24 protein-coding genes are annotated in these 26,262 nt (G+C 61.1%); 6 read left to right on the top strand and 18 right to left on the bottom strand.

What is annotated here, in order from left to right; genetic code table 11:
• Positions 1 to 126 precede the first annotated feature (126 nt).
• The 6 genes from B2A78_RS19895 to B2A78_RS19920 form a co-directional block, all read right to left on the bottom strand.
• Positions 127 to 1,374: a hypothetical protein gene (locus tag B2A78_RS19895; RefSeq protein WP_240502607.1), complete on the bottom strand. Its 1,248-nt coding sequence runs from the start codon at positions 1,372 to 1,374 to the stop codon at positions 127 to 129.
• Positions 1,375 to 1,566: 192 nt separating this feature from the next.
• Positions 1,567 to 4,785: a CusA/CzcA family heavy metal efflux RND transporter gene (locus tag B2A78_RS19900; protein ID WP_077731797.1), complete on the bottom strand. Its 3,219-nt coding sequence runs from the start codon at positions 4,783 to 4,785 to the stop codon at positions 1,567 to 1,569.
• Complete coding sequence (locus B2A78_RS19905; protein WP_077731798.1) at positions 4,782 to 6,737, bottom strand: efflux RND transporter periplasmic adaptor subunit; 1,956 nt, start codon at positions 6,735 to 6,737, stop codon at positions 4,782 to 4,784. Before B2A78_RS19905 ends, B2A78_RS19900 begins: the two co-directional genes overlap by 4 nt.
• Entirely contained in the window at positions 6,724 to 8,286 is a 1,563-nt protein-coding gene (locus B2A78_RS19910; protein WP_077731799.1) for a TolC family protein, read from the bottom strand. Before B2A78_RS19910 ends, B2A78_RS19905 begins: the two co-directional genes overlap by 14 nt.
• A gap of 44 nt (positions 8,287 to 8,330) precedes the next feature.
• Entirely contained in the window at positions 8,331 to 8,717 is a 387-nt protein-coding gene (locus tag B2A78_RS19915; RefSeq protein WP_143735238.1) for a hypothetical protein, read from the bottom strand.
• Between the two features lie 219 nt (positions 8,718 to 8,936).
• A complete protein-coding gene (locus tag B2A78_RS19920) occupies positions 8,937 to 9,362 on the bottom strand; it encodes a hypothetical protein (protein ID WP_077731801.1) in 426 nt (141 codons plus the stop codon).
• A gap of 133 nt (positions 9,363 to 9,495) precedes the next feature.
• Here B2A78_RS19920 and B2A78_RS19925 point away from each other — a divergent pair, with 133 nt between their 5' ends.
• From B2A78_RS19925 to B2A78_RS19955, 6 genes are all read left to right on the top strand, one after another.
• Positions 9,496 to 9,936 carry a hypothetical protein gene (locus B2A78_RS19925; protein WP_143735239.1) on the top strand — a complete coding sequence of 147 codons (441 nt, stop codon included), beginning with the start codon at positions 9,496 to 9,498 and terminating at the stop codon, positions 9,934 to 9,936.
• A 285-nt stretch (positions 9,937 to 10,221) separates the two neighbouring features.
• On the top strand, positions 10,222 to 10,494 hold the full coding sequence (locus tag B2A78_RS19930; protein ID WP_077731803.1) for a hypothetical protein: 273 nt from the start codon (positions 10,222 to 10,224) through the stop codon (positions 10,492 to 10,494).
• Positions 10,495 to 10,614: 120 nt separating this feature from the next.
• Entirely contained in the window at positions 10,615 to 10,977 is a 363-nt protein-coding gene (locus tag B2A78_RS19935) for a hypothetical protein (protein ID WP_240502608.1), read from the top strand.
• Positions 10,978 to 11,216: 239 nt separating this feature from the next.
• Positions 11,217 to 12,101, top strand: a complete 885-nt coding sequence (locus B2A78_RS19940; RefSeq protein ID WP_077731841.1) for an FAD:protein FMN transferase — start codon at positions 11,217 to 11,219, stop codon at positions 12,099 to 12,101.
• Between the two features lie 445 nt (positions 12,102 to 12,546).
• Entirely contained in the window at positions 12,547 to 13,002 is a 456-nt protein-coding gene (locus B2A78_RS19945) for a hypothetical protein (RefSeq protein ID WP_143735240.1), read from the top strand.
• Between the two features lie 743 nt (positions 13,003 to 13,745).
• Entirely contained in the window at positions 13,746 to 15,047 is a 1,302-nt protein-coding gene (locus B2A78_RS19955; protein WP_077731806.1) for a citrate synthase, read from the top strand.
• Between the two features lie 677 nt (positions 15,048 to 15,724).
• Here B2A78_RS19955 and B2A78_RS19965 read toward each other — a convergent pair.
• The 12 genes from B2A78_RS19965 to B2A78_RS20020 all read right to left on the bottom strand — a co-directional run bounded on the left by B2A78_RS19965 (position 15,725) and on the right by B2A78_RS20020 (position 26,222).
• Positions 15,725 to 16,093 carry a cytochrome c biogenesis protein CcdA gene (locus tag B2A78_RS19965; RefSeq protein ID WP_077731807.1) on the bottom strand — a complete coding sequence of 123 codons (369 nt, stop codon included), beginning with the start codon at positions 16,091 to 16,093 and terminating at the stop codon, positions 15,725 to 15,727.
• A gap of 14 nt (positions 16,094 to 16,107) precedes the next feature.
• Positions 16,108 to 16,374, bottom strand: a complete 267-nt coding sequence (locus B2A78_RS19970; protein ID WP_077731808.1) for a DsbA family protein — start codon at positions 16,372 to 16,374, stop codon at positions 16,108 to 16,110.
• A complete protein-coding gene (locus B2A78_RS19975) occupies positions 16,374 to 17,513 on the bottom strand; it encodes a permease (protein ID WP_077731809.1) in 1,140 nt (379 codons plus the stop codon). The genes B2A78_RS19970 and B2A78_RS19975 overlap by 1 nt, the downstream gene beginning before the upstream one ends.
• A gap of 403 nt (positions 17,514 to 17,916) precedes the next feature.
• Positions 17,917 to 18,306, bottom strand: a complete 390-nt coding sequence (locus B2A78_RS19980; RefSeq protein WP_077731810.1) for a hypothetical protein — start codon at positions 18,304 to 18,306, stop codon at positions 17,917 to 17,919.
• A gap of 44 nt (positions 18,307 to 18,350) precedes the next feature.
• Positions 18,351 to 20,906, bottom strand: coding sequence for a vitamin K epoxide reductase family protein (locus B2A78_RS19985; RefSeq protein WP_205780843.1), 2,556 nt, complete (start codon positions 20,904 to 20,906; stop codon positions 18,351 to 18,353).
• A 93-nt stretch (positions 20,907 to 20,999) separates the two neighbouring features.
• Positions 21,000 to 21,218: a hypothetical protein gene (locus B2A78_RS19990; protein WP_077731812.1), complete on the bottom strand. Its 219-nt coding sequence runs from the start codon at positions 21,216 to 21,218 to the stop codon at positions 21,000 to 21,002.
• 99 nt (positions 21,219 to 21,317) lie between these two features.
• Entirely contained in the window at positions 21,318 to 21,929 is a 612-nt protein-coding gene (locus B2A78_RS19995) for a class I SAM-dependent methyltransferase (RefSeq protein WP_205780844.1), read from the bottom strand.
• 300 nt (positions 21,930 to 22,229) lie between these two features.
• Entirely contained in the window at positions 22,230 to 23,057 is an 828-nt protein-coding gene (locus B2A78_RS20000; RefSeq protein WP_077731814.1) for a DNA-binding domain-containing protein, read from the bottom strand.
• Complete coding sequence (locus B2A78_RS20005; protein WP_077731815.1) at positions 23,054 to 23,899, bottom strand: DUF692 domain-containing protein; 846 nt, start codon at positions 23,897 to 23,899, stop codon at positions 23,054 to 23,056. The genes B2A78_RS20000 and B2A78_RS20005 overlap by 4 nt, the downstream gene beginning before the upstream one ends.
• A complete protein-coding gene (locus B2A78_RS20010; RefSeq protein ID WP_077731816.1) occupies positions 23,896 to 24,573 on the bottom strand; it encodes a cation diffusion facilitator family transporter in 678 nt (225 codons plus the stop codon). Before B2A78_RS20010 ends, B2A78_RS20005 begins: the two co-directional genes overlap by 4 nt.
• Before the next feature lie 162 nt (positions 24,574 to 24,735).
• On the bottom strand, positions 24,736 to 25,020 hold the full coding sequence (locus tag B2A78_RS20015; protein ID WP_077731817.1) for a hypothetical protein: 285 nt from the start codon (positions 25,018 to 25,020) through the stop codon (positions 24,736 to 24,738).
• A gap of 149 nt (positions 25,021 to 25,169) precedes the next feature.
• The gene (locus B2A78_RS20020; RefSeq protein WP_077731818.1) at positions 25,170 to 26,222 is read right to left on the bottom strand and encodes a DMT family transporter; all 1,053 of its coding nucleotides are present in this window, start codon (positions 26,220 to 26,222) and stop codon (positions 25,170 to 25,172) included.
• Positions 26,223 to 26,262 lie beyond the last annotated feature (40 nt).

The following is a 26,262-nucleotide window of genomic DNA, read 5'->3' on the forward strand; positions in this document are numbered from 1 at the left end:
ACGAGCGGGATTCGTCGGATGGGGTTTCAGCGGCAGGCGGTTCGCCCAAGGCTCTGAAGAGCCGCGCTAATCCAACCTGACGTTCAACTCATGATGAATAAATCCGGCCCCCTCCAAGTTTTACGCTCACGGCCTGGTACGGGCGATCTTTCTTAAAATGGAATGATCTTCGCCGAAGGTACAAATCGCTTTACAGTGCTCGCACAAATCATTGAACGGAATGAAGGCGATCGGGATCTCGGCCAGGGCGTTGCGAAAGGCGGGGCGGGCCAATTGCGCCATCACTTCCTTCTCGCGGCGATCCGGCGCCACCAGATAAAGATCGCACGTGCAGTCGGGAATCGATCGCGCCAAATCCTCCAATCGGAGGATTCCCGAGTAGATGGAGGTGCTTTTCTCGACCTCGAAGGCACCGACGATCTCCCCCGTGTCTGGTTTCAGCCAGAGCACGTCAATCAGACCCACCGTCTCCAGTACTTCCTGTGGCCAGTCCTTCGGAGGCAATTCGGGTACGGTGAGCAGCGCGAAGCTTTGACCGTCGTAGGAGCGATGACGGTCATTGCGGGCCACATGGACTTCATATTGGAGGGCGCGCCCAATCGTAATCAGCAGATGTTGAATGCGCGTGTGCTCGGATTCTTCCCGCTGCTCCTCTACGATCGCCGCATGTCGAGCCTTGGCGGCTTTCTCGGCTTTGGCCTTCTCCGTCGCGAGGACGGCCTCGGCATTGCCCTGCATCGGTAACCGTCCCGAACCGATTTCATACAGCAAACCCGCAAATGCGCCGAGATCTTTGGAGAGCTGGTTGCGTACCTTGTCGTTCGCCTGGATGATGGTCTCGCGCATGGCGAGATAACTCTCCCAGGAACCGAGTTTCTTCTTGTCCGCGAACAGGGCGTTGAAGCCGTTGACCATGGCGGTATTGAAGGGCGGCACGAGGGTGGGATGCAGAAAGTACACGATATTGGCCGCCGCAGGCCCCAGCCCTTTGATCCGGGCCGCGGCCAGACGGCTCATTTCGGCCAATACCCGATCCGCCTGCGTGGTGGTGAGACAGGCGTTGAGGAATGCGCCAAACGTGCGCTTGTTCGTCTCATTTTCATAGATGTCGGGGATGCGAAGCTTGGGTTTCCAGTAGAACGGATGGGCCGCACCTTCGAAAACTTCCTTCTGTTCGGTGATCGCGGTCAACACCACATCTAAGGAGGAACCTTTGAAATCGTTTCCGAAAGTCCCATGGGCGATGCTGTCCACGACATCGCGCACCCCGCGCCGTATGGTACGGAAGGCTTTCATGCGCGCTTCCCCGTTGATGAACCACGTGTTGTACACCGATTCCTGATCGGCCTTGTAGCGGTCAATCAGTTCGATCAATCTTGAAGTCTCCATCACACCCCATTTTTATTTTGCGGATCGGCAGCCCGTTATTTTAGTGGGTCCTGTCATTCGATACCGGATCCGCCTCGTTTTCAGATTCGCTTTCGGGTGTGCGCCAGATAGACGTTCAAAGCCACCGCAACGCCATTCCAGGCGATGGGTATGGCCTGAGGCGGGACAGCCATGGTGCTAATCTTGAGTTCCAAGGGCCGGTTTTACCTCCCAGCGCCACTTCCAAAGGGTATAAATGGCCGGATAGATGAGCAGCTCCAGCACGGCCGACGTGACGATCCCGCCGAGCATCGGCGCGGCGATCCGCTTCATCACGTCGGCGCCGGTGCCGGAGCTCCACAGGATGGGCAATAACCCCACCAGGATGGCCATCACCGTCATCATCTTGGGCCGGATGCGCTTGACCGCCCCGTGCATCACCGCCTCCTGGAGGTCGGCAAAGCTCTTCATCCGGCCTTCCCGCTTCATCTGCTCGTAGGCGAGATCGAGATAGAGCAGCATCACCACCCCGGTCTCGGCGTCGAGTCCTGCGAGGGCGATGAGGCCCACCCACACCGCTACGCTCAGGTTATAGCCGAGGAGGTAGAGGAGCCACACCGCGCCCACCAGCGAGAAGGGCACCGCCAGAAACACGATCAGGGTCTTTACCGCCGAGCCCGTGTTGAGGTAGATCAGCACGAACACCACCAGCAGGGTGAGGGGCACAACAAACATGAGCTTTTCTTGCGCCCGTTCCAGGTACTGGAACTGCCCGGCCCAGGCGAGGTGGACGCCGGGCGGTAGCGCGATCCGTTCGGCCAGCGTCTGCTTGGCCTCCGCCACGTAACCCCCGAGGTCCCGGCCCGCCACGTCCACAAAGACATAGCCGACCAGTTGGGCGTCCTCGTCCCGCACCATCGGCGGCCCCACCGAGTAGCGGAGATCCGCGAGTTGGGCCATGGGCACGAGCGGTCCTGCGGGGGTGTGGATCAGCGTGCGCTTGAGCTTCTCCACATCGTCGCGCAGCTCGCGGGGATAGCGGAGATTGACGGAATACCGCTCCCGTCCCTCCACGGTCCAGGTGATGTGCTTGCCGCCGATGGCCGTCTCGATGACATCCTGCACATCTCCGACGGTCAGACCGTAGCGCGCCGCCTCGGCCCGCCGCACGTCGAAGTCCAGATAGTAGCCGCCGGCCGCCCGGTCGTAGTAGGCGCTGCGGGTGCCGCGCAAGGGGCCCAGCACCGCCTCGATCCGGGTGCCGACCTGCTCGATGGACTCGAGATCGGGACCGAAGACCTTGATGCCCAAGACGCTCCGGATCCCGGTGGCCAGCATCTCGGTGCGGGTCTGGATGGGCATCCAGAAGATGTTGGGCATGCCGGGGAATCTCAGCGTCTTGTCCATCTCGTCGAGCAGCTCGTCCCAGGTCATCGGCCGCTCCTCGGGCCACAGCCGCTGCAATGGGGCCTTGAGCCAGTCCGGCGTCCAGCCGGAATGCCAGCGCTCCACCTTCACCGTGCGCCATGCCTCGGGCGGCTTCAGGTTCACCACGGTCTCCACCATATTGAGCGGGGCCGGGTCCGTGGGACTGTTGGCCCGCCCGATCTTGCCGGCAACCATCTCCGTTTCCGGAAAACCCTTGAGCAGCTGATCCTGGGTCTGGAGAACTTGGCGTGCCTGGGTGACCGACATACCCGGCAGGGCGGTGGGCATGTAGAGGAGGGTGCCTTCATTGAGCGGGGGCATGAACTCCGAACCGAGCTTGGCAAAGACCGGGAGACTCAGGGCCATCACCACCACCGCCGCGACGACCATCGTCTTGCGAAAGCGGATGACGAAGGCGACGATGGGCTGATAGAGCGCGATGAGCACCCGGCTCACCGGATGCCGCTCTTCACTGTGGATCCGCCCGCGGATGAAGAAGGTGGCCAGTGCCGGAGTCAGGGTCACGGCGAGCAGCGCCGCGAAGGCCATCGAAAACATGGTGGTGTAGGCGAGCGGCTTGAAGAGCCGGCCTTCCTGCGACTCCAAGGCGAAGATCGGAATGAAGGAGACGGTGATCACCAGCAGGGCGAAGAAGATGGCGGGGCCGACCTCCTTGAACGCCTCGATGATCACCCGCTCGCGAGAGCCCGGCCGCCCCTGCCTCTGCCACTCGTCGAGCCGCTTGTGGGCGTTCTCCACCATGATGATCGCCGCATCCACCATGGCGCCGATGGCGATGGCAATGCCGCCCAGGGACATGAGGGTGGCCGGGACGCCCAGATAGTACATAGGGACGAAGGCGAGCAGCACCGCAACGGGGAGCGTGAAGATGGGGATCAGCGAACTGCGGAGATGGAAGAGGAACAGGATGATGACCAGGCCCACCACGAGCATTTCCTCTTTCAGGGTGGCCTTCAGGGTGTCGATGGCGCGCCGGATGAGGTTCGAACGGTCGTAGGTGGTGACGATCTCCACGCCCTCCGGCAGCGAACGCTTGACCTCCTCCAATTTCTCCTTGACCTCCCGGATCACCGTGAGGGCGTTTTCCCCGTAGCGCATCACCACGATACCCCCCACCGCCTCGCCCTCGCCGTTGAGCTCGGCGATTCCCCGGCGGAGGTCGGGACCCAACTGCACCTGACCGATGTCGCGGACCCGGATAGCCGTGCCCTGGCCGTCGGTGCCCACGGGGATGTCCTCGATGTCCTCGAGCGAGCGGATATAGCCGAGCCCGCGGACGAAGTGCTCCACACTGCTGACCTCCAGCACCCGGCCGCCCACTTCGTTGTTGCTGCGGCGGATGGCCTCGATCACGGTCGCTAGGGGCAGGTTATAGGCGAGGAGCGCCTGGGGATTGACCGTGACCTGGTACTGCTTGACGAAGCCCCCCACCGTCGCCACTTCGGCCACCCCCGGCACGCTCGAAAGCCAGTAGCGGAGATACCAGTCCTGCAGGGAGCGCAACTCGGCCAGGCTATGCTTTCCGCTCTTGTCCACCAGCGCGTACTGGAATACCCAGCCCACGCCGGTGGCGTCGGGACCGAGGGTCGGCGTCACCCCTTCGGGGAGCCTCCGGGCGATCCCCTGCAGATATTCGAGTACCCGGCTTCTGGCCCAGTAGATGTCGGTGCCGTCCTCGAAGACCACGTAGACGAAGGAATCCCCGATCATGGAGACGCCGCGCACATATTTGACCCGCGGTGCGGCGATCAGAGAGGAGACGATGGGATACGTGATCTGGTCCTCCATGATCTGGGGGCTGCGGCCCGGCCACTCGGTGTAGACGATCACCTGCACATCCGAGAGATCCGGAATGGCGTCCAACGGCACGCGCAAGAGCGCCCAAAGGCCCCAGGCGGAAGCGAAAAAGAGCAGGAGCAGAACCAGGAACCTGTTCTTGGCGTTGTATTCGATGAGCTTGCCGATCACGATCCACCCCCCTGAAGGTGTGCATTGACGGTGAAGCGCTCGTGGACTTTGGCCTGCCCCGGCCGCTCCACTTTCACCGTCACGCTCCACGGGCCCGCCATGGTGAACCGGACCTTGGCCTCGTAAACACCTTTCCCGATCGGGACGGCCTCCGCCTTGTCGACCATCATGCCCGGCATGTCCATGGTGTACTCCACGGCCACTGTGGCGCCGGTGACCGGCCGATCACCGGCGTCCCGGACCTCGATGCGAAGGGTGTTGTCGCCCACTTGGGCCGGCTCCGGCTGAGTACCGAGGCGCAACTTGATCTCGCCCGCGGGCTTTTCCTTTTGGGGTACCGCAGCGCCCATTTCCTCCTCCATGGGCCTTGCGCTTCCCATTTCCATGGATTTCTTGGCCTCCGCCTCCTCGAGGCTGGCATTGATAGTGAAGCGCTCTCGGACTTCGGCCTGACCCGGCTGCCGGAGGCTCACCGTCACGCCCCAGGGGCCGGCCATAGTGAACCGGACTTGGGTCTCGTAGACACCGTCCCCAATGTGGCGGACCTCCGCCTTGTCGATCGGCATGCCCGGCATGTCCATGGTGTATTCGACGGCGAGCGCGGCATGGGTGACGGGCTGACCGCGGGCATCTTTGACTTCAATGCGAAGTGCATTCTCACCCACCTTGGCCGGCTCGGGTTGGGTACTGATACGCAGTCTCAGGTCACCGATGGCTTTCTCCTGGGGGCCAGCGGCAGGTGTTCCCCCGCCCATCTCCATGGGCTTGGCGCTCTCCATCTTCCAGTCCCCCATGCCGATTTGCCCCATCATCGCCATCATGCTCTCCGCCGCAGCGAGCTTGCTCTCGGAATCGATGAGGAAATTGCCGCTCGATGCGATCCGCTCTCCCTCCTCAAGGCCGTCCAGGACCTCCCAGTACCCCTCCGTCTGCATCCCTAAGGTCACTTCGCGCGGCTCCAGGCGCCCCTCGCCGCGATCGACGAAGACCAGGTTGCGCACCCCGGAGTGGAGCACGGCGCTCTCGGGCACGACCCGCTTCTCGCCCAAATCGGCCTTCAGTTCCATATTGGCGTACATGCCCGGTTTGAGCTTATGGTCGGGGTTCGGAAACACGAACCGCACCTGGTTGGTGCGGGTCTCGGTCTCCAGGTAGGGATAGATGTAATCGACGGTCCCCCGCCAGACGGCCCCAGGGATATAGGCCAGCGAGATGGCGGCCTCTTGCCCCTCGCGGATGAGGGGCAGTTCGTATTCGTAGATCGCCGCCTTCACCCAGACGGTGGAGAGATCGGCAATCTTGTACAGGGTGGTCCCCGGCTCCACCCGCTGCCCTTGCAAGGCTTCCTTTTCGATGACGTAACCGGTGATCGGGGAATAAAGAATCTGGTGAAACTGCGGCTTGCCCGATTGCTCCAAGGCCCGGATCTGAGCGGGCGTGAGGTCCCACAGCAGCAGGCGGTTACGGCTGGCCTCGACCAGGAATTCCGCCGACTCCAGCGCCTCGTGCAGGCGGCTGTCCTTGAGCTTGTCCCGGGTGCGGAGCGCCAACAGATACTCCTGCTGGGCGCTCACCAGATCGGGACTATAAATGGTCAGGAGCGGCTGTCCTTTCTTGACGAGCCTGCCGGTAGAGTTCACCACGAGGTCTTGTATCCAGCCGGAGATCTTGAGCGTCACCTCGGCCAGCTTACGCTCGTCGTATTCCACGCGGCCCACCGTCCGGATGACTTTAACCAAAGGCTTCTTCGTGACCGTTCCGTAGGTGACGCCGATGAGCTGTCGTTGTATCGGGCTGAGTTGGACAGGTCCCTGTTGCGGCATCACGGGAGAAGAGCGCCCTTTACCGCCGGGCTGAGCTTCGTCGGGAGCGGCTTTGACTCCTCCCTCGAATGATTGAAGCGCCAAGGCCAAGGCCAGGAGACAGGCCCAAAGCGTTCTACGGTCTCTCATCGCTGACCCCCCTTCCTGGACTCCGCGGCTTCGCGGGGTTTTGTAGAGGCAGGCCTTCCGTGGTTTGGGCTCCGTGAGCATGCTGCGCACGTCCCGTTGTGCTCCGGGCAAAAGGTTCCGACAAAGCGGTGCCCGCCCCACCGCTGGGCCTTGCCCCTTCAGGGCCCGTTGCGCGGGTTCGTTTCGTTCCCGGCAAAGCGGTTCTGGCCAATTCCTGACCCACGGCCCGCTCCAAGTCCGCCCAAGCCTTCTCGAAATTCGCCGCGGCGGTCAGGTGCTCGAGATGGACCTGCTCAACGGCGCGCACGCTGTCGATCAGCGAGAGGAAATCGAGCACGCCGGTCTGATAGCTGATCTGTGAGGCCTCGAGGGCCTGTTCGGCCTGGGGAATGTGGGTGTGGAGGAAGAGATCGAGCTGCTCCAGGGCGGTCTGCAGCTCCACGAAGGCCTGTTTCACCTCGAACAGGGACAGATCCCGAAGACGCGAAAGCTCGCTTTGCGCCGTCTGCAGATTCGCGGTGGCCTCCCCTACCGCGGCGTCGTACTTGTATTTGAAGACCAGGGGAATGGAAGCGGAAACGCCGACCCCGAAGCCGTTGCGTTGACCGAAGTTCTCGAAGCGGCTCACGGAGACCTCGAAGTTCGGATAGTAGGCCTTGCGGGCCAGATCACGGGCCAAACCTTCCTTTTCCAAGGTCCTGATCTGGGCGAGAAGTTCCGGCCGGTTGGCGAGCGCCAGTGCTTCCAGCTCCGCCATGGCGTACGGTACGGCGGGCGCGGGCGGGCTTTGGGGCATCCCCAAGGGAGCTTCGGGGGGACGGCTGAGGAGCGCATTGAGCCGCGCCCGGGCCTTGCCCAGCGCTAGGGTCTCGGTGGTCACCCGGTTGATCAAGCGCGTCAGCTCCACCTGGGCCCGCAGCACGTCCGGCTGGGAGACCTGGCCCACGGCGTATTTTTGTTCGGCGATGCGGGCGAACTGCGCCACCAGTTCCCGATCCCGGCGGTAGACCTCCAGGTTTTGGTACACCAGCCAGAGATCGAAATAGGCCTTCTTGAGCTGGGCCACGATGTCGATCTCCACGGCCTTCAGCTCCGCCTCCATCCGCTCCGCCTCCTTGGACGCGATTTCGCCCTTCAGGCGGAGCTTGCCGGGAAAGGGGATCTTTTGGGAGAGGCGGATGATATTGTTATTCGCCTGGTCGATACGAAAGTTCTCGGGCGCGTTCCAGGCTTCCCAGCTCACCGTGGGGTCCTCGTAGGCGGAAGCCTGGTCGGGCACTTGCCTGGCCGCCGAAAGGCGGCTTTTTGCTGCCTGGATGGCGGGATTATGTTCCTGAGCATAGGCGAGCACCTTCTCGAGCGCCAAGGCTTCGCCCAGCCATGGCGCCTCTTCCGTTTCGGCGCTTTCCGTCTTGTGAGTAGGTGTAAACGAAGGTAGGTCACCTTCGCCCGCCAGGCCGGGAGGAGGAAGTGCCCGTGCCGATCCCACCCACGACAGGAATAGACCCATGAGAAAATACACTCGCTTCTTCCTTCTTGCCTTCGACATTCTCCCCTCCGCAGCCGCCGCAACCAAAACCTTGATTGGGTTCTTCAGTTCGTCGCCTCCGCCAGCTGTCGATGCTGGCGGGCCAAGGACCGTGATTTTTCCGCGGCTTCCCGATAGGTCCGGGCCAGGCGATCACAATGCCGGCTCGTATGGATAGGGCTTTCCCCTTTCACAAAACCGATGTGAGCATAAGTCTCGCTCATTCTTTCGTGGCGCTTGGCTTTGGCTTGGTAGGATTTGGCTTCTCGTTCGTAGTAAGCCGCGATGCTTTCATGGTCCGTTTTGGTTCTGGCGTTTTTTACGGCGGCTTCGATATCGAAAGCCGTCAGTTCCTGCGTTTTGAACGCAGCACCTGAGGGGGCGCAACCGAACAGCAACCCCGTGGAGGTCATCAAAGCGATGCCCAGTATGAATGACCACATCGTTCTCATGCGTAGTGCTCCTCGAAATCCTGACTGGAGTCGACGGCCGATGGACAGGCCATCGGGATGACTCGATAACGAGCCGGTAGACGAAGCCGAATTCCGATCCGTTTGGGCAAGCCCCGCGAAAAGCGCGGGAGGCCGACGCGAACGCGGTTTTAACGGGGCGCTATGGCGCCCCGGGTGAACATCACCCGACGGAAACGGCCTTGGCTGGCGGAGGGCTGGCTAATTCAGCAGAGAACAGAACTGGTAGATGAGGGGTATGCGTTTGTAGGGCGGGAGCAGGCGCCGGCGCGGATAGGAACCCGCTGGGGAGAGAGGGAGCAGAAGGACGTAGGCGAAAGCCCAGAGAAGCAGCGGCAAGGATGAAAACGCCTTAGAGACGTCGCCGGTCAAGCCCAAGCCATTCTTCGCCTGATCGGTCAAGCAGGACTTGAGGCAATCCTCCGGCATCGAAGCGGTGTGTTCGTCGGACGAGTGTTCTTCCATGGCCATGGCGGACATGCAATCCGACGGACTGGCCTTGGCATAGTACTGCGGCGGGAAAGCACACGCGGAAGTCAGCGACAGCGCCAACCATGCCGTGATGACTAATAGAATCACGCCGTGGAGCAATCGCCGATTGCGCTGGTAGCGGAAGAATTTCAACACCCGTCGATCTCATCCTCTGAAATTACAGTTCAGCGTAAATTCCGCTGAATCGGTTGTCAACACGAAACCCCAAAAATGTAGTCAACAATCCTCATCGTTGACGTTACTATCCAGGGATGCTAGCTTGAAATCCATGGAAGTTCTAACACTGCGGAGTTTGAGATACCCGCGAAACCAAGGCTGGGTGCGCGCCGTGGCGCTTTTCGTCCTGGTGGCGTGGCTTTCTTCTACGCTCTATATGTACTGCATCAAGCCACCGCCCTCGGCGCATGTGGCCATGGCCGATTGCGCCCAAAAGGCCGCCAAGGCGCCTATGGATATGGCGAAGTACATGCCCGCCCTGGAGGAGTGCGCCAACAAAATTTGTTATACGGCGTTGGCAGGCGGAAAAGACAGCCTTCTGATAGAAAAACTCAAGCTCTCGTTTGATTTTCTTGGGTTAGCTCTGACGTTTTTCTGCACCTTCCTGCTGGTTAGCTTCAAGCAAGGCCCGCCATATCCCCATTCTGCCGACTTTCTGCTTCGAAGACGGCGAGTCCCGCTCATCTATCAATTCTGTAGTCTGTTGAATTAGCCCTCCCACGTCAGAAAGCCGTTTTTGCGCTTTTCCTGATTGGAGGGTTTTTCATGTCTGTTGTGTACCGGTTTCCTACCGGCGTATCGACGTTGGTCGACCGTCGGTCTTTTCCTAAGCCGTTTCTGTTCGCCGCTACACGTCCTCGCTGCCTATCATCCGGAGGGAGAGGAACTCATCACGCACGAGCAGACGGTCGCTATTCTCTCGAAGACAATCCCAGCCTGGCCCAGATCAGGGCGCGCGCCGAGGCGATGGCGGCGACTCCCCTCGCAGGAGGGGACCTTGCCCGACCTCACCCTCAGTTTCGCGGCCCTCTGGCTGCCCACAGCCTCCGGGCTCAGCCTCCACACGGTGGTCGCCATTATGGTGGGATTACTTCTCATCATGTGGGACGTGGGGACCGGTTCCGAGGTGATGCGTCGCATCGCCGCGCCCATGGTGGGCGGCATGGCCTCGTCGACGCTGCTGATCCTGATCGCCATTCCTGATTTATGCCCTGATGAAAGAAAGCGCCATTCGACGGGTAAGAAGGAGACTGACCTATCGAGAGAATGACGGCTTTCGGAAATGAGTGAGGTGAAGGAGGTGATTTTGCCCAGCTGCAAGCGCGGATTTTGATGATCGATTGAATGCTTCTCTTATTTATCAACGACCGACGATCTAACGGAGCGTATTATGAACAAGAAACTATCCTGGGTTTTGGCTTTCGTCTCGATTGCCGTTATGGCGTGCACGACGCCGTTACCGCATACCCCGCATACCAAGGAAGTCAAGACATTAATGCAAAGCGCCAAAACCGCCGCCGATCACGAGGCGCTTGCAGCCCATTATGAGGAGGATGCCAAGATGCTGGAGGAAAAAGCGGAAGAGCATAAGAAAATCCTGAGCGACTACCGAGCAAAACCCTATTTGTACGGCAAGGGATACATCGGATTCGATGTTCATTGTGAAAGATTGATCGACCTTTATACCCGATCCGCGGCGGAAAGCCTGGAAATGGCGAAGATGCACCGGCAAATGGCCGAGGGCGCTCAGTAGCCGTATTGGTCAATATTCATACCTCTTCGAGACCAACCGCGGCCATATCCACAGCACGGAGTCTGGCGAATCCCTGAAGGTGATCGCTGTTCAAAGACAATTGCTCCGCTATTGAGTGGCTAACTCGTGGAGGAAGATATCAACGGCTATCAGCTCGAGCGTAAAGATTCGTTCCTCGCCACTTGGAGCTTGGCATTCTGATCGGAATCAAGAAATTTTTCCGTCATCCATTCCAGGCGATGGGTTCGCCATGCGAGCTTCAGCTCTATGCCGAAAGTCACGCCAAGGCCAACCGGATCTTAAGGCGAGTCATCGCTGATGTTCAGCGACTGGAATCGCGCTATTCACGCTACCGCGGCGACAGTGTTCTCTCCGCCATCAATCGCGTGGCCGCCACCGGCGGTCGCCTCTCAGTGGACGAGGAAACCGCGGCATTGCTGAATTACGCGGCCACCTGCTATCGCGAGAGCGACGGACTGTTCGACATCACCTCCGGCATCCTGCGCCGCGCCTGGCACTTCGATCTTGGCAAACTGCCGGATCCGGCCCAAGTCCAGGTCCTGGTCGGCAATGTCGGTTGGCATCGGGTTCGCTGGATACCGCCAGTGCTTGAGTTTCCGGTGCCCGGCATGGAGATCGATTTCGGCGGCATAGTCAGGGACTACGCCGTTGATCGTGCATCCGCGCTGTGTTGGGAAGTGGGCGTGCGTCATGGCATCGTCAATCTGGGCGGCGACCTCAGGATCATCGGTCCGCATCCGGACGGGAGTCCGTGGCGGATCGGTATACGGCACCCCCGTCGCCCGGGTGCGATCATACAAACGCTCCTGTTGCACACAGGCGCGCTGGCCACTAGCGGCGACTACGAACGCTGCATCGTGCTAGACGGCGTGTATTACGGCCATGTGCTCAGCCCCAAAACCGGCTGGCCGGTGCGGTACATGGCCTCGGTCAGCGTGGCCGGCGATCTGTGCGTCGTCGCGGGCAGCGCCGCGACGATCGCCATGCTCAAGGAGCGTGAGGGTCCAGCTTGGCTGGAGGCTTTGGGGTTGCCTTATTATTGGGTGGACGTCGAGGGCAAAACCGGCGGCTCGCTCACGGCCTTGGCACAGGGTGACCAGTAGCCGGCAGGCCAGGCCTTGGCCTGAATTAAGATGGGAATTAAGAAAGAATTGATTAATAAAGAAATAGCCCGCCCGAAGAGTCCTCTAGGGATGTTCGGCAACACCCCACTAAGGGACGGCGATGATGGACTGGCAATGTCAACTTATCACTCTGTATCCGATCGTGTGCGAACACGACCGCGAAGAGCTTGGGATACTTGTTCAACGCTTTGCGCCCTATGCCGGTCTTCGCTTCACAGACGAACCCTCTCACTGTGCGGCATTCTGCATAGCCATGCGAGATCAAAGCACTCGATAATCAGGCCGACCGCTATGGGCGCGACGGGGGTTTCCCCCACTGCCCGGCTATATCGCTTAGGTGCAGTATCTAAACCGACTGGCGGACGTTTTCCCCGCGCTGTTGGACAAGCTCAGCTCCGCTTCATTCTTCGGACACCTCGCCACCATGTTTATACTGAAGACCTTACCGCAAAGTGCTTCATTCGCATTTAACTGGGCTGGTTTGGCCCTTGTCCTGCATGTGGTCTGGGAAATAGGGCAGCTGCAGTTTTACCAGCTTCCGTCTGACCTCGGATTCCGCGTCTACGCCGTGCTCCACTGCACGCTGGGCGATGTCCTGATCAGTACGTCCGCCTTCCTGGGTACCGCGGCCCTAATGAGAAGCTGGGACTGGCCGGTACGGGTGCCGTGGCGGGGCGGAATACCGATGGTGACGGCCGGGGTTGTCTATACCGGATTCAGCGAATGGCATAACGTCTATCACATGGCCCACTGGACCTATGCGCCCACGATGCCCCTGATCGCCGGCATTGGCCTGACCCCATTGCTGCAATGGCTGCTGGTGCCATCACTTATGGTGGTCATCGCCCACTATCGTTGGGCTCGACAGCGCCCTATCTGAGGTCGAGGCGCACTTTGCTCAGACGATGTACCGGTCCCAGCTCCCGTAACGTTCCCGCACCCGGCCACGGAGGAGGCTGAGGAGAATCAACAGGTCGCCCGCGCGGACCCCCGTTCTGGTGGCGATGGATGAATTTGCCTTGCAATCGGTCCCGAATACCCATTACGCGTGGGCACCGAAGAATACCGTCCCGACCGTGCCAAGCGATGAGCGGCGCCGAAAATGGCTGAATGGCTTTCTCACCGTGGACCTGCAACGGGGCACGATCCACGCCGATTTCCGCGCCGAGAGCAAAACTGATTGCGAGTCTTTGTGCTGGTGTTGACCATATTGCGCTACGTCCAATTGGGATACCACTGGATCACGGTGATTCTGGATAATACCCGCACGCACCGTCAGGCTATGGAAGTAGAACAGAAACTTCACTTAGCCGGCTGTCTCATCTTCTGGAGCTGGCCCTTCCTTCCAGTTACCTGATATGCGTCAGCGGGTATGTAATCAATTCTTGGGGCGATATCACCTTCATCGATGATTTTGAGTACGGGACAGAACGATGGCTAGCGCACCTTTGTGAAAGCGGGTAGTGCCCCGAACCTTCCCAGGCTCTGCCGGTCCCATTTATATGAGACCACGTAATACGGATAGGCGACAGCGAGAATATGTGCGGTTGGCCGGCGCCATTACCGACTGCGATATCGTCGGGGTAACAGGTGGTCTATCAACAAGTCTGCCGGGGTATCGCCATGTCAGAGACAGCCACGCTGAGTCTAGGCGATCGCTCATATGAACTGCCCGTCTCCGTCGGTACGGAAGGTGAGTGCGCTATCGATATTCGCGAACTGCGGGGCCGTACCGGCTATATCACTTTGGACCCCGGCTATGCCAATACTGGCAGCTGCCTGAGCGATATCACCTTCATTGATGGTGACCGGGGCGTTTTGCGCTATCGCGGTATTCCCATTGAACAGTTCGGGAGTGATCCTAATTTCGTGGAAGTCGCCTGGCTGCTGATCTTCGGCCGGTTGCCGAGCCCGGAGGAATACCGGTGCTTTGCGGCCGATCTCACGGCTCATGCCAATTTGGACGAGGGCATGAAGTACCACTTCGAGGGATTTCCCCGTTCCGCGCCGCCCATGGCCATTTTATCCGCCATGATAAACGCCCTGTCCTGTTTCTATCCCGAGTACCTGGAACTGGAAGACGACGTCACCTTCCGCATGATGGCGGCACGGCTCATCAGCAAGATACGCACCATCGCTGCTTACTCCTACCGCCATTCCAAGGGCCAGCCCTACATCTACCCCGATCCCAAGCTCCGCTATGTGCCCAACCTTCTGCACATGATGTTTTCCCAGCCTTATGTGGAATACGAGTGCGAGGACGTAGTGCGGGACGCCCTGAATCTCGTTCTCATTCTGCATGCCGATCACGAGCAGAACTGCTCAACTTCGACGGTCCGCATGGTCGGATCAAGTCAGGCCAATCTGTTCGCCTCCTGCGCCGCCGGTGTCTGCGCTCTCTGGGGACCCTTGCATGGCGGCGCCAACGTGGAGGTGTTGCGCATGTTGGAAGACATCCACCGAGGCAATGTGACGCCGGAGGACTACGTGCGGCGGGCCAAGAGCAAGGACAGCCGGGCACGCCTCATGGGTTTCGGACATCGTGTGTACAAGAGTTTCGATCCTCGCGCCAAAATGCTCAGCGTGGTCGCGGAGCGCCTGTTGATGACCTTGGGTAAGCCCGATCCGCTGTTGGATATTGCCCGCAAACTGGAAGAAATCGCCCTGGAAGACCCTTATTTCGTGGAGCGCAAACTGTATCCCAACGTGGACTTCTACAGCGGCATCGTCCTGCGCGCCATAGGGATACCGATCAACATGTTCACCGTGATGTTTGCCATCGGCCGACTTCCAGGCTGGATCGCCCACTGGTGGAAGCAGATCCGGACCCAACCCGGCCGGATCAATCGTCCGCGGCAAATTTATACCGGCAACGGGCTGACCGATTATGTGCCAATGGCAGAACGGGAGAGTAATGTGGGGTAAACCTGGGGCGAGGGTTTACTGTTCAAGCGATGGCCTTCACTGCTGATTGCTGAATATCGGTCACCCCGGCGCGCAGATTACCCAGTATTCAAGGGCAGTTGAGGAGCGAAACGGATTTCCAGGTCCGCCACCTTCATGCCGTCGCTTTCGCTCATGTCCGGCAGGGCATAGAGGCAGTCGCGTTCCTCCTTGATCTGCCAGAGTTCGGTGTGCCCATGGGCATGGTTTCCAGCACGGTGTGGTCCTCGAACCCGAACTGGTCCTGGCGCAGCTTGCCGAGACGCCCGTTGGCGTTCGTGGAGACGTTCCCCAGGTAGGCTCGAGGTCTCCGCTGAGGATCTTCATGAACGGAGACTCGCCGCAGCCGTTGGCGTCGATCAATCCGTAGCGGTTGTCATAGCCGAATTTGACCGAAACATTTTCGAACAAGGGCTTAAGCCAAAGCCAACCCAGCTAGGGCCTGTTGACATTCAATAATCGGGACGCATTTGCGATGCCGGGTCGCAAAAAACTCGTTCACGCTTAGTCTCATAGGGAGGAGAGTTCAGTGGAAGACCAAGGGGTTGTCCAGGACTCCCAATATCCCCGCACGGCGAGGGCGCCAATGAGCAACGTCGCTTCTTGGGCTCATGATTGACTCCTGGTCATGCAGACCTGCGCGAGGTCGCAGCGTAGTGCTAGCCGATCTCACCGAGTGCCGGGAATGTGTCCAAGAGCCAGTACGAGAACGCCGAGAGCTGTCTGGTCGCGATCGCCAGCCCCGCGAGCACCATTACCGAGCCGGCCTCGACTTGCAGCGGACGCCCGAGCCGGCGCAAGGCGCTGCTACGCTGCAACAGCGCTCCGGTAAACGCCGCGGCTGCCAGGAAGGGCAGCCCCAGCCTCAGCGAGTAGGCGGCCAGCAGTGTCACGCCTTGCCCGACGCTCGCCGATACCGCGCTCACCGTGAGGATCGCCCCCAGGACCGGTCCGATGCATGGTATCCAGCCGAAGGCAGACGCCAAGCCAAGAACATAGTAAGCGATCTGTACTTGGCGTACGAAAATGCAGCTCGTTAACTCTAGCGCCGCGAGGGTTTGCGGCGCTCCCGCTCGCGTTGGATGAGCCTTTGGAGCGTTGGAAGGTCGGTATAGCCCTGGAAAACCTCCTCGCCAATCACGAAGCTCGGTGTGCCAGCGATGCGCAGGGCACTTGCCAGTGCGTGGTTGTGCCCGATGGCGACTTCAATGTCGCGATGATCCATGTCGACGGTACTGTTCTGAGGCCAACCAACCGATCGTGCAGGTCCGACCCCGCTCCTCACCTTCACTCCGACGGATCGGATCATCAATCACTGCGATTGGCCGTCGCGGTCCTCCCTTTCCTCGGCCCGGCGCCTTGCCAGCCCAGCCAAATGAGCACGCCAGTGATGGTAATCGCGGCGAGATTCAGGAAGAACACGTAATCGATACGGAACTGCGCCAGTTCCTGGACGCGCCCAGCTTTCGACTCCGGAATCATTCCCAACGCCCAGAACAGCGCGTGCATGATGATGCCGGCCCCGATCGCAGACCCGGTGAAGATCGCGCCGAGGTAAGCGGCGAAGCGCCAGCCGTAGTATGTCGCATTGATGTGCAGCGAAGGGATGACCACGAAGTCAGCATATAGGAACGCAACGATTCCGGAAAAAAGCACTCCATTTTCCCAGAGCACTGCCGCCAGCGGGCCGTTGCCCATCGAGCCGATGATGGTAAGGATTGCAAGCGCCGGCCCGAGCAGCGCATGGATGAGCACGAGCAGAAGCATAGGCAACTCTCGCGGAAAGATGGCTTGGAAGACAGCGTCGGGCACGAGCGTGGCCACCGCGCCCGCAATCAGAAAGCCGAAGAACAGGTCTTTCCAAATCATGCCCCACTCGCCGCGGTAGGTTACGCCGACGCGGCACCACGCCTCGCCGCTCCACAGCTTGTCTCGCCAGGACCTCGGCAGCCCCTCTGATGGCTCACCGCGAATTCCAGCACGCTTCTCGCCCGCTTTCGCGGCGTCCTCGCGGGCGCGCTCGACCATTTTGTTGGGATAGGTTAAGCCGACAATTACGGCCATGATGGCGACGTGGGCGACCGAGCCGACGACGAGCGCCAGCGCGAACTGCCAACCCAGGAAGATCCAGGCCAGCGCTGCCACCGGGGGTGCGAGGTTCGTCGAGCCGAAGAGGAACGCCATCATCGGAACAAGGGCGGCTCCTTTCGCGAAAAGCGCCCGCCCGGCCGAGAGCGCGGCAAACGAGCAGGCCGAAGATGCCGGTCCCAACAGCATGGCCAAAACCGTCTGCCTCAGGCCGGTGTGGCCCAGGTACTTGGCGATCACCTCGCGCGGGACCAGGACCTGGATTAGCGAGGAGAACGCGTAGCCGAACGCCAGCGCCCAGAATGCCTTCCAGAAGAGACCGGCGCTGACATATAGGGTTTGCCCGATCTGATCGATCATTAGTTGTACTCCAACCGGACGCCTATGCACGGAGGGCAAGACGCGGCGCGGCCTGCGTTGCCATGACGGCCGTTGAGCGTACTTTTCGTTCCGTTTTCTGCGACGGCCCCAAGTTGATCAGGATTCGTATTCATAGCCTCTCCTTGTCCATCGCTAAACTTCGGTAAGGAATGGGAATTTGGTCTGTAAGTGCGTCCGGGAGATAAAAACGCTCCTCCCCGGACGGCACCTGTTTTGAATTCGACCGGACTTTTTTCTGAAAGACTTTCCTGTCGGATTGGTGACAAGAAAAAATGAGGCGTGGGGCGATATCACCGATGCCAAGGCCTCTCTATGCCAAAGCGGACTGGCTCCATCACGCCGGAAACACCCTAAGGACCGTACAGCCCTCCGCACTTCCGTGTTAGGGCGGTACTTTCGTCTTTTCAGCCTTCAAGCGAAGCGTCCAGAGCCGGATCCACTGGATCTCGAGCACCACCAGGAGCGCCAAGGCTATGGTTATCAGAATACCCAAGACGGCTCCACCCCCGACCAGCCACGGGAACACCATCAGCTCTTTCTGCATCATGGCCTCGCACATGGGGCATTGGCCGCCCATGGGCATGGCTGGCATACCCGATGGGCCCTGCCCCATGCCGCCCTGATTCGGCGGGGTCAGCGGAGAGGGTGGAGTATCCCCGGTCGTTTGGCGGTCCGGAGCCGTCGGCTGCGGCGGTTGATGGATCTGCGCGTTGGCGTAAGAGCCCAGCACTATCCATAGGAATACGCTCAAAAGTCTCAGGATTGGACCCATTTCATTCTCCTTGATAGGTGGGAGACGGGAAATCTGCTCCTCGCTCAGACGATGTATCGGTCCCAGTTTCCATAATGGTCTTTCACTGGACCGCGGGGGAGGCTGAGGAGAATCAAAAGGCCGCCCGCAACGACCCCCGCCCAGGAGGCGGCCGCGCCGGCCCCGGTCAGCACCCAGGGGGCGATGATCAGCCATGCGCCGAACAGCCCATTGATGAAGCGCAACGGGCGGGCGACCTCCGCCATGGCGATGATGGCGACGGTCACGGCGAGGGCGCCCACCAGGTGGTCGCTGTCGGCCATCTCGCCCCCGGTTCCGAAGATGAGGCGCGTGAACATGAGCCAGATGCCGATCGCGGTGCTCAACAGCAGCGTCCAGGGCACCGTGACGCCCCAGGCCATCGCCCGGCCCATCTCCGTAAAAGAAGACGCCTCAAACCCCGGGGATTTGTCCTCGGCCCCGTCCGGCATGATCCCGCCCCTGAAGAACGTGCTCCAGAACGGCTGGCCCGTCCGGTGGCTGTGGACCAGAAATTGCCCCATGGCCACGAGTTCGTCCAGGGCGAAGGGGATCATGACGAGCATGGCGAGGGCGGCGACCAGGCATAAGGTGCACCAGGTGCCGATCACGATCGGCTGGATGATGATGAAAACGATGCTGACCACCCCCAACGGCACGACCACGATGCCGAACAGCAGCACCATCCAGGGCATGGTGCGCCAGCGGCGCTTGTCGCCCATGAAGCCCATCAGCGCCTCCAGCATATAGGTGAGCGCCCCCAGCCCGGCGTCCGGGACCGGCCAGGCGCGGGAGACGTCCGAGGTGATGATTTGTTCGGTGCCTCTGCCGAAGAAGGGGTCCCAGGCGGCGCCGATATGGCCCATCTGATAGGCGGCGAGATAACGGGCGATGAAAAAGCCGACGAACGCCAGGGCGATGATGGGCAAGCGCTGGAGCCAGGTCGAGGGGCAATAGCTCCAGCCGGGCGGGATGTCCGGGCCCGCCATCATCGCCTCCATGCTCATACCCGGCATCTCGGGGATCAGGATGGCGAAAGCGATCACGAGCGCCCCGACCAGGGTGTCGTTCAGATAGGCCGCGGGGCTCGGCGTCCAGAAGACGAGCGGGGCGGACAGGAGCCAGAGGCCGACGAAGACATTGGCCCATTGCGCCCACCCGTAGCGCGCCGACAGGGAGAGGGCGCCGAAGGCCAGGAGGAGCAGGCCGCTCAGCCCGTCGCTCCAGGCCAGGGCCGTGTTGCGGAGCGCCGGCGGCGGCAGATCCCGTTCGACCGTGACCCGCAGAGCCTCGGGGCCCACCTCCGGGTCGAGGTAGCCCAGCGTGAAGGGACTCGCGATCAGCCACAGGCCGAGCGCCATGATGGCGAAGTGCACCCAGAGCGTCATCCGGCGATGCGCGTGCATTATCTCCATATGCTCGCGCATCGCCTGATCGGGCACGGCGGTCGTCAGCGCCCGCCCTTCACCCTCGGCGGCGGGTTCCTGCCCGGGAGCGACTTCCGATCGGGACCGGTCCGCCGCCTTTTCCAGCCCGGCGGGAGCTGGGAGCTCGTTTTCCCGGTACCATCCGAGCGGATCGGCCTTGAGGGCGGCGATCATTTTCGGAAGCGTGGTGCGCAGCCTGCGCTTCGGTGTCCAGTCGAGAAGCGCGCGGGCGCGGCCGATGTCGAGCTCGTAATGATCGTCGGCGCGGTCGACCATCCACGGCTTAATGAAATGTTCCTCTCCCGGCGCGAGGTCCCGCAACCAGGCCCCGGCTTTCGCCAAGGGTTTGGGTACGGCACGGGTTTCCCACGCCTCGCCGTGGACGAGCCGGCCGATCTCGCGCTGCAGTTCGTCATAGCTCATCGTCTCGGGCTCGCCGAGCAGCAGCACCAGTTCGGGCGGCAGCCGGCGGCGGCGCTCCACGAGTCGGACGAGGGCGTTCACCAGGTCGTCAAGATGCAGGAAGGACTGGCCATGGGACATCTCGCCGGCGAAGACATGGCCGACCAGTCGGCGTTCGTAGATGCGTTGGATCTGGTGGGCGAGCACCGGAGCATGGCACAGGTCGTCATAGACGCCGGCGATGCGCAGCAGCACGATGGGAATCGCGCCGTGCTGGGCGCGAATGACCTTTTCGGCCTCGACCTTCGATTTCGGATAATCCCACTTTGGATCGAGCGGCCAGTCCTCCTGGATGGGCTGATCGGGCTGCGTGGGAGCATAGACGAGCATGGTGCTTGAATAGATGAACTGCTCCACCTGGAACGAGCGAAGGCCGCGCAGCAGGCGCTCGGTGCCGCGGACGGTGATCTCCTCGTATTTCGGGCTCGGCTCTCCGGAGAAATCATAATAAGCGGCCAAGTGAATGACCGAAGCGATGCGCTCGCCGTGCCAGTGGCGCACGCTCTGGAATGCCTCCTGCACGCTCTCCTCAGAGGAGATATCGACACAGACGCAGTCGGCGATCGGGGGTGGATGGGGTGGTCCAGGCTGATCGAAACCAACGATACGGAAACATTTGGCGAGCGCCTCGATGAGCGCGCTGCCAATGAAGCCGGTGGGTCCGGTCACAATTACCACGTCTCGGTCGTCCATCAGCCACTCTCCCTGCTCTGCGCTTACGGCTTACTCGAAGCGGTATTCCACCAAAAGCTGTCGACCAGGCATCGTCTTGTTCCTCATTTACTTCTACTTCGAACGGCGAAGATCACGACCGCCGTAATTACTTCGAACGGCGAGGATCACGACCGCCGTAATGAGTGCAATCAAAATCAGCAGGCCAGCCAGCGTAGCGATGGGAGCGCCCATCATGCCGCCCATCATCATGCCGTGCATCAGCGCCATCCCGAGCAGAACAATGATCGCCAGCGCACCGATCACGGCGAGCACCATCACTACGATATTCATGCGCGTCAGCTTTTTCAGACTTTGGCATCACCATCCCGGACGGAATTTCATCCGCCTTCTTTTTTGGAAAGAGGCCCTCAATGAAAGTTCGTCGGGAACTCAAGGCCTCTTTAAGACGCTGGCGCAAGCTGTTTTGGAAATCGGGCGTGCACGGAAGCGTCGCAGTACACCGCTGGCTTCGCGGTCGGAGGAGTCGATCCGGAAACCCGCCGCCTCGACGGCCGCCTCGGTCTCCCGGTTGGGACGGCAGCCGCCACTGACATAGGTCCAGAGTGGTTGAATGTGGTCCTGGAACTTGGCCCAGAACGGCCGATTGGAGCGCACATGTTCCAGCATCTGCAACCGGCCTCCCTCACGAAGGACCCGCCGGATTTCGCGCAGTCCCTGTGCAGGATCCTCCACGCTGCAAAAGACAAGGCTGCTGACCACGGTATCGAAGGTCCCGGCCCGAAACGGCAGGGCCTCCACCCGAGCGGCGACCAAAGGGATATGGGGCGCCCGCCGCCGAGCGCGCACCAAAGACCGCGGGTCGGGGTCCAGCCCAACCACGGCAACCCCGGGCGGGTAGAGCGGCAGGTTGCGGCCGGTGCCGCAGCCCACCTCCAACGTGCACCCACGGGCGGTTCGTACCAAGGCACGGCGCCAGCGCGCGAAGCCCAGTCCGTCGGCCAGGCTCATGAATCCATCGTACAGCCACGGAATGTGCTCCACACCGCGCCAACGTGCGCACGCTCCAACGGCTAGAGAGTGCTTCGCTGAATGACGAAATGCCACGATCTTTGGCCTGTGAAACGCACGGGGTTTCGCTATGTCCGCAATAATTTGACGATGACTACGGCAAGCAGGACGATCAGCAGAAGGCCCACGATCGTCCAAACGAGCATGCCGCCTCCCATCATTCCGTCCATCATTCCATTACGCATCACGGTGAGGTCCTCCGTTCCATGTCGGCTTCCGGATTGGCTCTTCGATCAGAATCCTACCTTTTGGATTTCCGGCTTACTGGGGCGTTCAATTCGTGGCGGAGGACTCTGGGTCGGCTTCGAAGGCCGCGATCCAGCCCTCGGTCAGCCAATGGGCCAGAAAACCAGCGGCCGTCGCGGCGACGTTCTCCGCTGGCAGTCGATCACACAAGCCCTCGCAGACCTCGGCGAAGTGCAAGCCCTGATACAGGGCATCGAAGGCCTGAGCTTCGGACAAATTCAAATTCCGGAAAAACAGCTTGAGATCGGACCGCCAGACGATCCAGGTTTGAGGGGAATCGAGCGCTTCGAAGGGCGGCGGGGAGGCCTTTTGATTCAGTGCCTGCCAGACTTCCGGGATGTTGAAGCGGAGCTTGACACGGCGTAAGGCCGGATGAAAACGGAGCCGCAGGTCGGGCCAGCGGGCCGCCGGCAGCGCGGCCAGGGCTTCGGGCGAGACGGCCGGGGCTTCCGCCGCGTCGAAGGCTTCGCTGAGCGCCCACTCGAACGCCGCCAGTTCGGCCAGCTCGGGGCGCTCCCGATACTCCGAATCGTCCTGCAAGAACCGGCCGAGGTGTCGGCCGAACCAGCGGATGGACGCGGAGCGCGAGGGATGGGCCTCCGCATAGGTCCGCCCCAGATGGGCGAAATCATTCTCGCCCAGCAGCGCCCGGAGCGCGGGATAATCGGCCGCCAGCGCCTCAACGAGACGCAGCCGGTAGGCTTCGGCGTAGACTTCGGCGCGCTGCGCCCCGGAGGCTCGGCCATCGTCCCGGAAGGCCGCGGGCGGATTAGCGCTCGGGTTCAGCAGGTACGCCTGAAAGCGGCGCTGGAGTTCCGCCAAGCTGGATGTCGGCCGGCTCGGGTGACGGTTCATGCCGCCTCCCGCATCGCCTGCTCGCCGATGCGCCGCGCCCGGTTCAATTCTTTCATCAACACTTCCAGGGGCGGAATGTCGTCATCCCGCTCGATCATGGTCGAGACGGTTCCGAAGCGGACTGCGGCCGCTTCGTACAGCCCCCAGACCTCATCGATCACGGTACGGTCGTGGGTGTCGATGAGGAGATCGCCGCGATCGAAATGGCCCGCCAGGTGAAACTGCCAGACCCGCTTCTCCGGAACATGGTTCAGATAGTCGTAAGGGTCAAAGCCGTGGTTGCGGGCGCTCACGTAGATATTGTTGAGGTCGAGGAGAATCAGGCAGTCCGCCGTCTCAGCCACCCCCGCGAGGAATTCCCATTCGCTCATTTCGGAATCGGCATAGCTCACGTAGCTGGACACATTCTCCAGCAGAATCCGCCGCCCGAGGAACTCCTGGACCTGTCCGACCCGGTGGACCACGTGGTCCAGCGCCTCCTCCGTGTAGGGCAGGGGCAGGAGATCGTGCAGATTGAGGCCGTCGACGCCGGTCCAGCACAGGTGATCGGAAATCCACACGGGTTCGATGCGATCCGCCAGCGCCTTAACCTGGTGCAGGTAGTCGAAATTCAAGGGATCGGTGCCGCCGATGGACAGGGAAACGCCATGCATGACGATGGGGTAATCGGCGCGAATCCGCTCCAGGTAATGAAGGGGTTTGCCGCCCTCCACCAGATAGTTTTCGGTGAGGATCTCGAACCAGTCCACCGTGGGCTGTCCTTGGAGGATGGCTTCGTAATGCTCCTTGCGGAGCCCTAAGCCAAAGCCGAGGAAGGGTCTTGCTTTTGGGGGCGTGTTCACGGCGCCGTTCCTCTTCGACGGACGGTTACCGATCTCATGATTTGGGGAGATAGCGTGGATGGTGCACGCAGTGCTCGAATGGACTGCCGCAAGACACTGAACGCAGAACTAAGGAACAGGCTTGCAATGAGACTTCCAACAACAATATCCGGCCAGCGCGAGGCGAGCAGGTAGCTACCGGCCGCGGCCAGCAAGACACTGACGTTGGCTATAAGATCATTTCTGGAGCACAGCCATGTAGAACGCATGTTGAGGTTGTCGCCCCGGTGACGGTAGAGCAGGAAGAAACAAACAAGATTTGCAGCAAGCGCCACCCCACCGATGGCGCCCATCGTCTCCACCCCCGGCATAATGGGATGAAGCGCTTTATAGGCAGCTTCCCCCAACACACCGAGGCCGAAGGCGAGCATGAAACTGCCCTTCGCGAGAGCCGCACCCGCCTGCCAACGCGCCGAACGTGCCAGCACAAAAAGGCTGAACCCATACACCAAGGCATCACCAAACATGTCAAGAGCGTCGGCGAGAAGCGAGGTGGAGTGAGCCAGCAGCCCCGCCCAGCCCTCTACGAAGAACATCGCGACATTGATCATGAGCACGATCCACAGCACGCGCCCGTGATTCGCCGCGCGCAGGGCGACTATCTCGCAGCTTTTATCTTCACAGCAATTTGTCATTTCTAACCCTAACCAGAGCACCAGTTTCCGCGTTTTCTGACACGTTCGCGCGGCTCTCTATGACCTTGGTCTGACAGGTCAGCCCTTAACGTATGATTTCCCCATTTCCTCTACCAACCCAGAAAAGAGCACCGGACTCCGTGAAGAGCCCGGCGCCCCGCCTCAGCTTTGCTGGAGTTTGCCGCCCTTGGCCTTGCATTCCTCCTTCGTGGCGGTGGTGAGAAAGCCTTTGCCCTTGCAGGAATTCTGTCCCTTGCAGGCGTTGGTGGCGGTTCTGCATTCCGACTGCCCTTTGCAGGCATTGATGCCGTAGCACTGCACCTTCGCCTCTTCGGCGGCTTTACCTTTCTCTTTACCCGTTTCGGCCGCCTGGACGAGCCCGCCGGCGAACAGCGCCGCGGCGGCGGTGGCCAGCAAGGCGCCGGAAGTCTTGGAAAATTGAGCCATGGTCGATGTCTCCTGTGTATGTTGGGGATGTTTCCTTAAGGGTTGAGGTCCGCTTCCCGGACGAGGCCATCTTACCGCGAGCGTGCCGAACGGATCGACCCTGGCCGCCGTCGGAGTCGGTCGACGCTTCCGAGCGGATGCGGTGATTCTTAATGACCGTGCCGATGGTGTGCATCCGGGAAATGGGCATGGGCGTGAGTCAGCGGTTCATGGCGGTGCCGATGACTGTGTTTGGTGCCGGGCAAGAGGGATTCATCGTGTGGGTGCCGATGATGCTCATTGTGGACATGCTCATGCGCGTGTTCCATCGCCTCATGGGTGTGTTCGTGGCGGTGCCGCTCGGTCAGGTGCAGCCAAACACCGAAAGCCATGAGCCCTCCGGCGATCCACAAGCGCCCGCTGACCGGTTCGCCGAGGAGTGGAATCGAGAGCATGGCAGCGAAGAACGGCGCGACCGAGAAATAGGCGCCGGTTCGGGCAGTGCCCAGGTGACGCAGGCCCACCACGAACAGGCTCAGGCTGACGCCGTAGGCCAGCCAGCCGACTAGCAGGGCGCCGGCGAGTTCTGGCAGCGGTGGCCAGGCCGTTCCCAGCAGAAAGGCCAGCGCCAGGTTCATGCCGCCCGCCGTCAAGCCCTTGATCGAGGCGATCCAGGTCGCATCGGCCAGCGACACCTTGCGGGTCAGATTGTTGTCGATGCCCCAGGCCAGGCAGGCGCTCACCACGGCCAACACAGGCCAAAACCCCGAGAACCGGGCGTCCCCCGGCCAACTCAGCACGACCGCCCCAAGAACGATCGCGGTCATGCCCAGCGCGATGCGCCGGTCGAAATTCTCCCGGAAGGCGAACCAGGCCAACAGCGCGGTGAATACACCCTCGGCGTTGAGCAGCAGCGAAGCGCCCGACGCCGGCAGGCCCGCCAGTCCGAGCATCAACAGCACCGGCCCGACGACACCGCCCGCCAGGATCGCACCGGCCAGCCAGAACCATTCGCCGGGGGCCGGCTTCACGCCGGGCGAACGACGGGCCCAACGATATACGCTCAGCCCGAGTCCGGACCCCAGGTAGAGCAAGGCTGCCAAGAGCCATGGGCTCACTTCGGACAGCAGCCCCTTCGCGAGCGGCGTGCCGGCGCCGAACAACAGGGCCGCCGTGAGAGCGGCCGATACGCCGGGTTGTCGTAATCGGTACGGACGATTCATTTCTAGCCTCGCTTCTTCTCGTTCATCACTTCCCTCCGTT

The organism is Methylocaldum sp. 14B (genome assembly GCF_002005105.1).
GTDB lineage: Bacteria > Pseudomonadota > Gammaproteobacteria > Methylococcales > Methylococcaceae > Methylocaldum.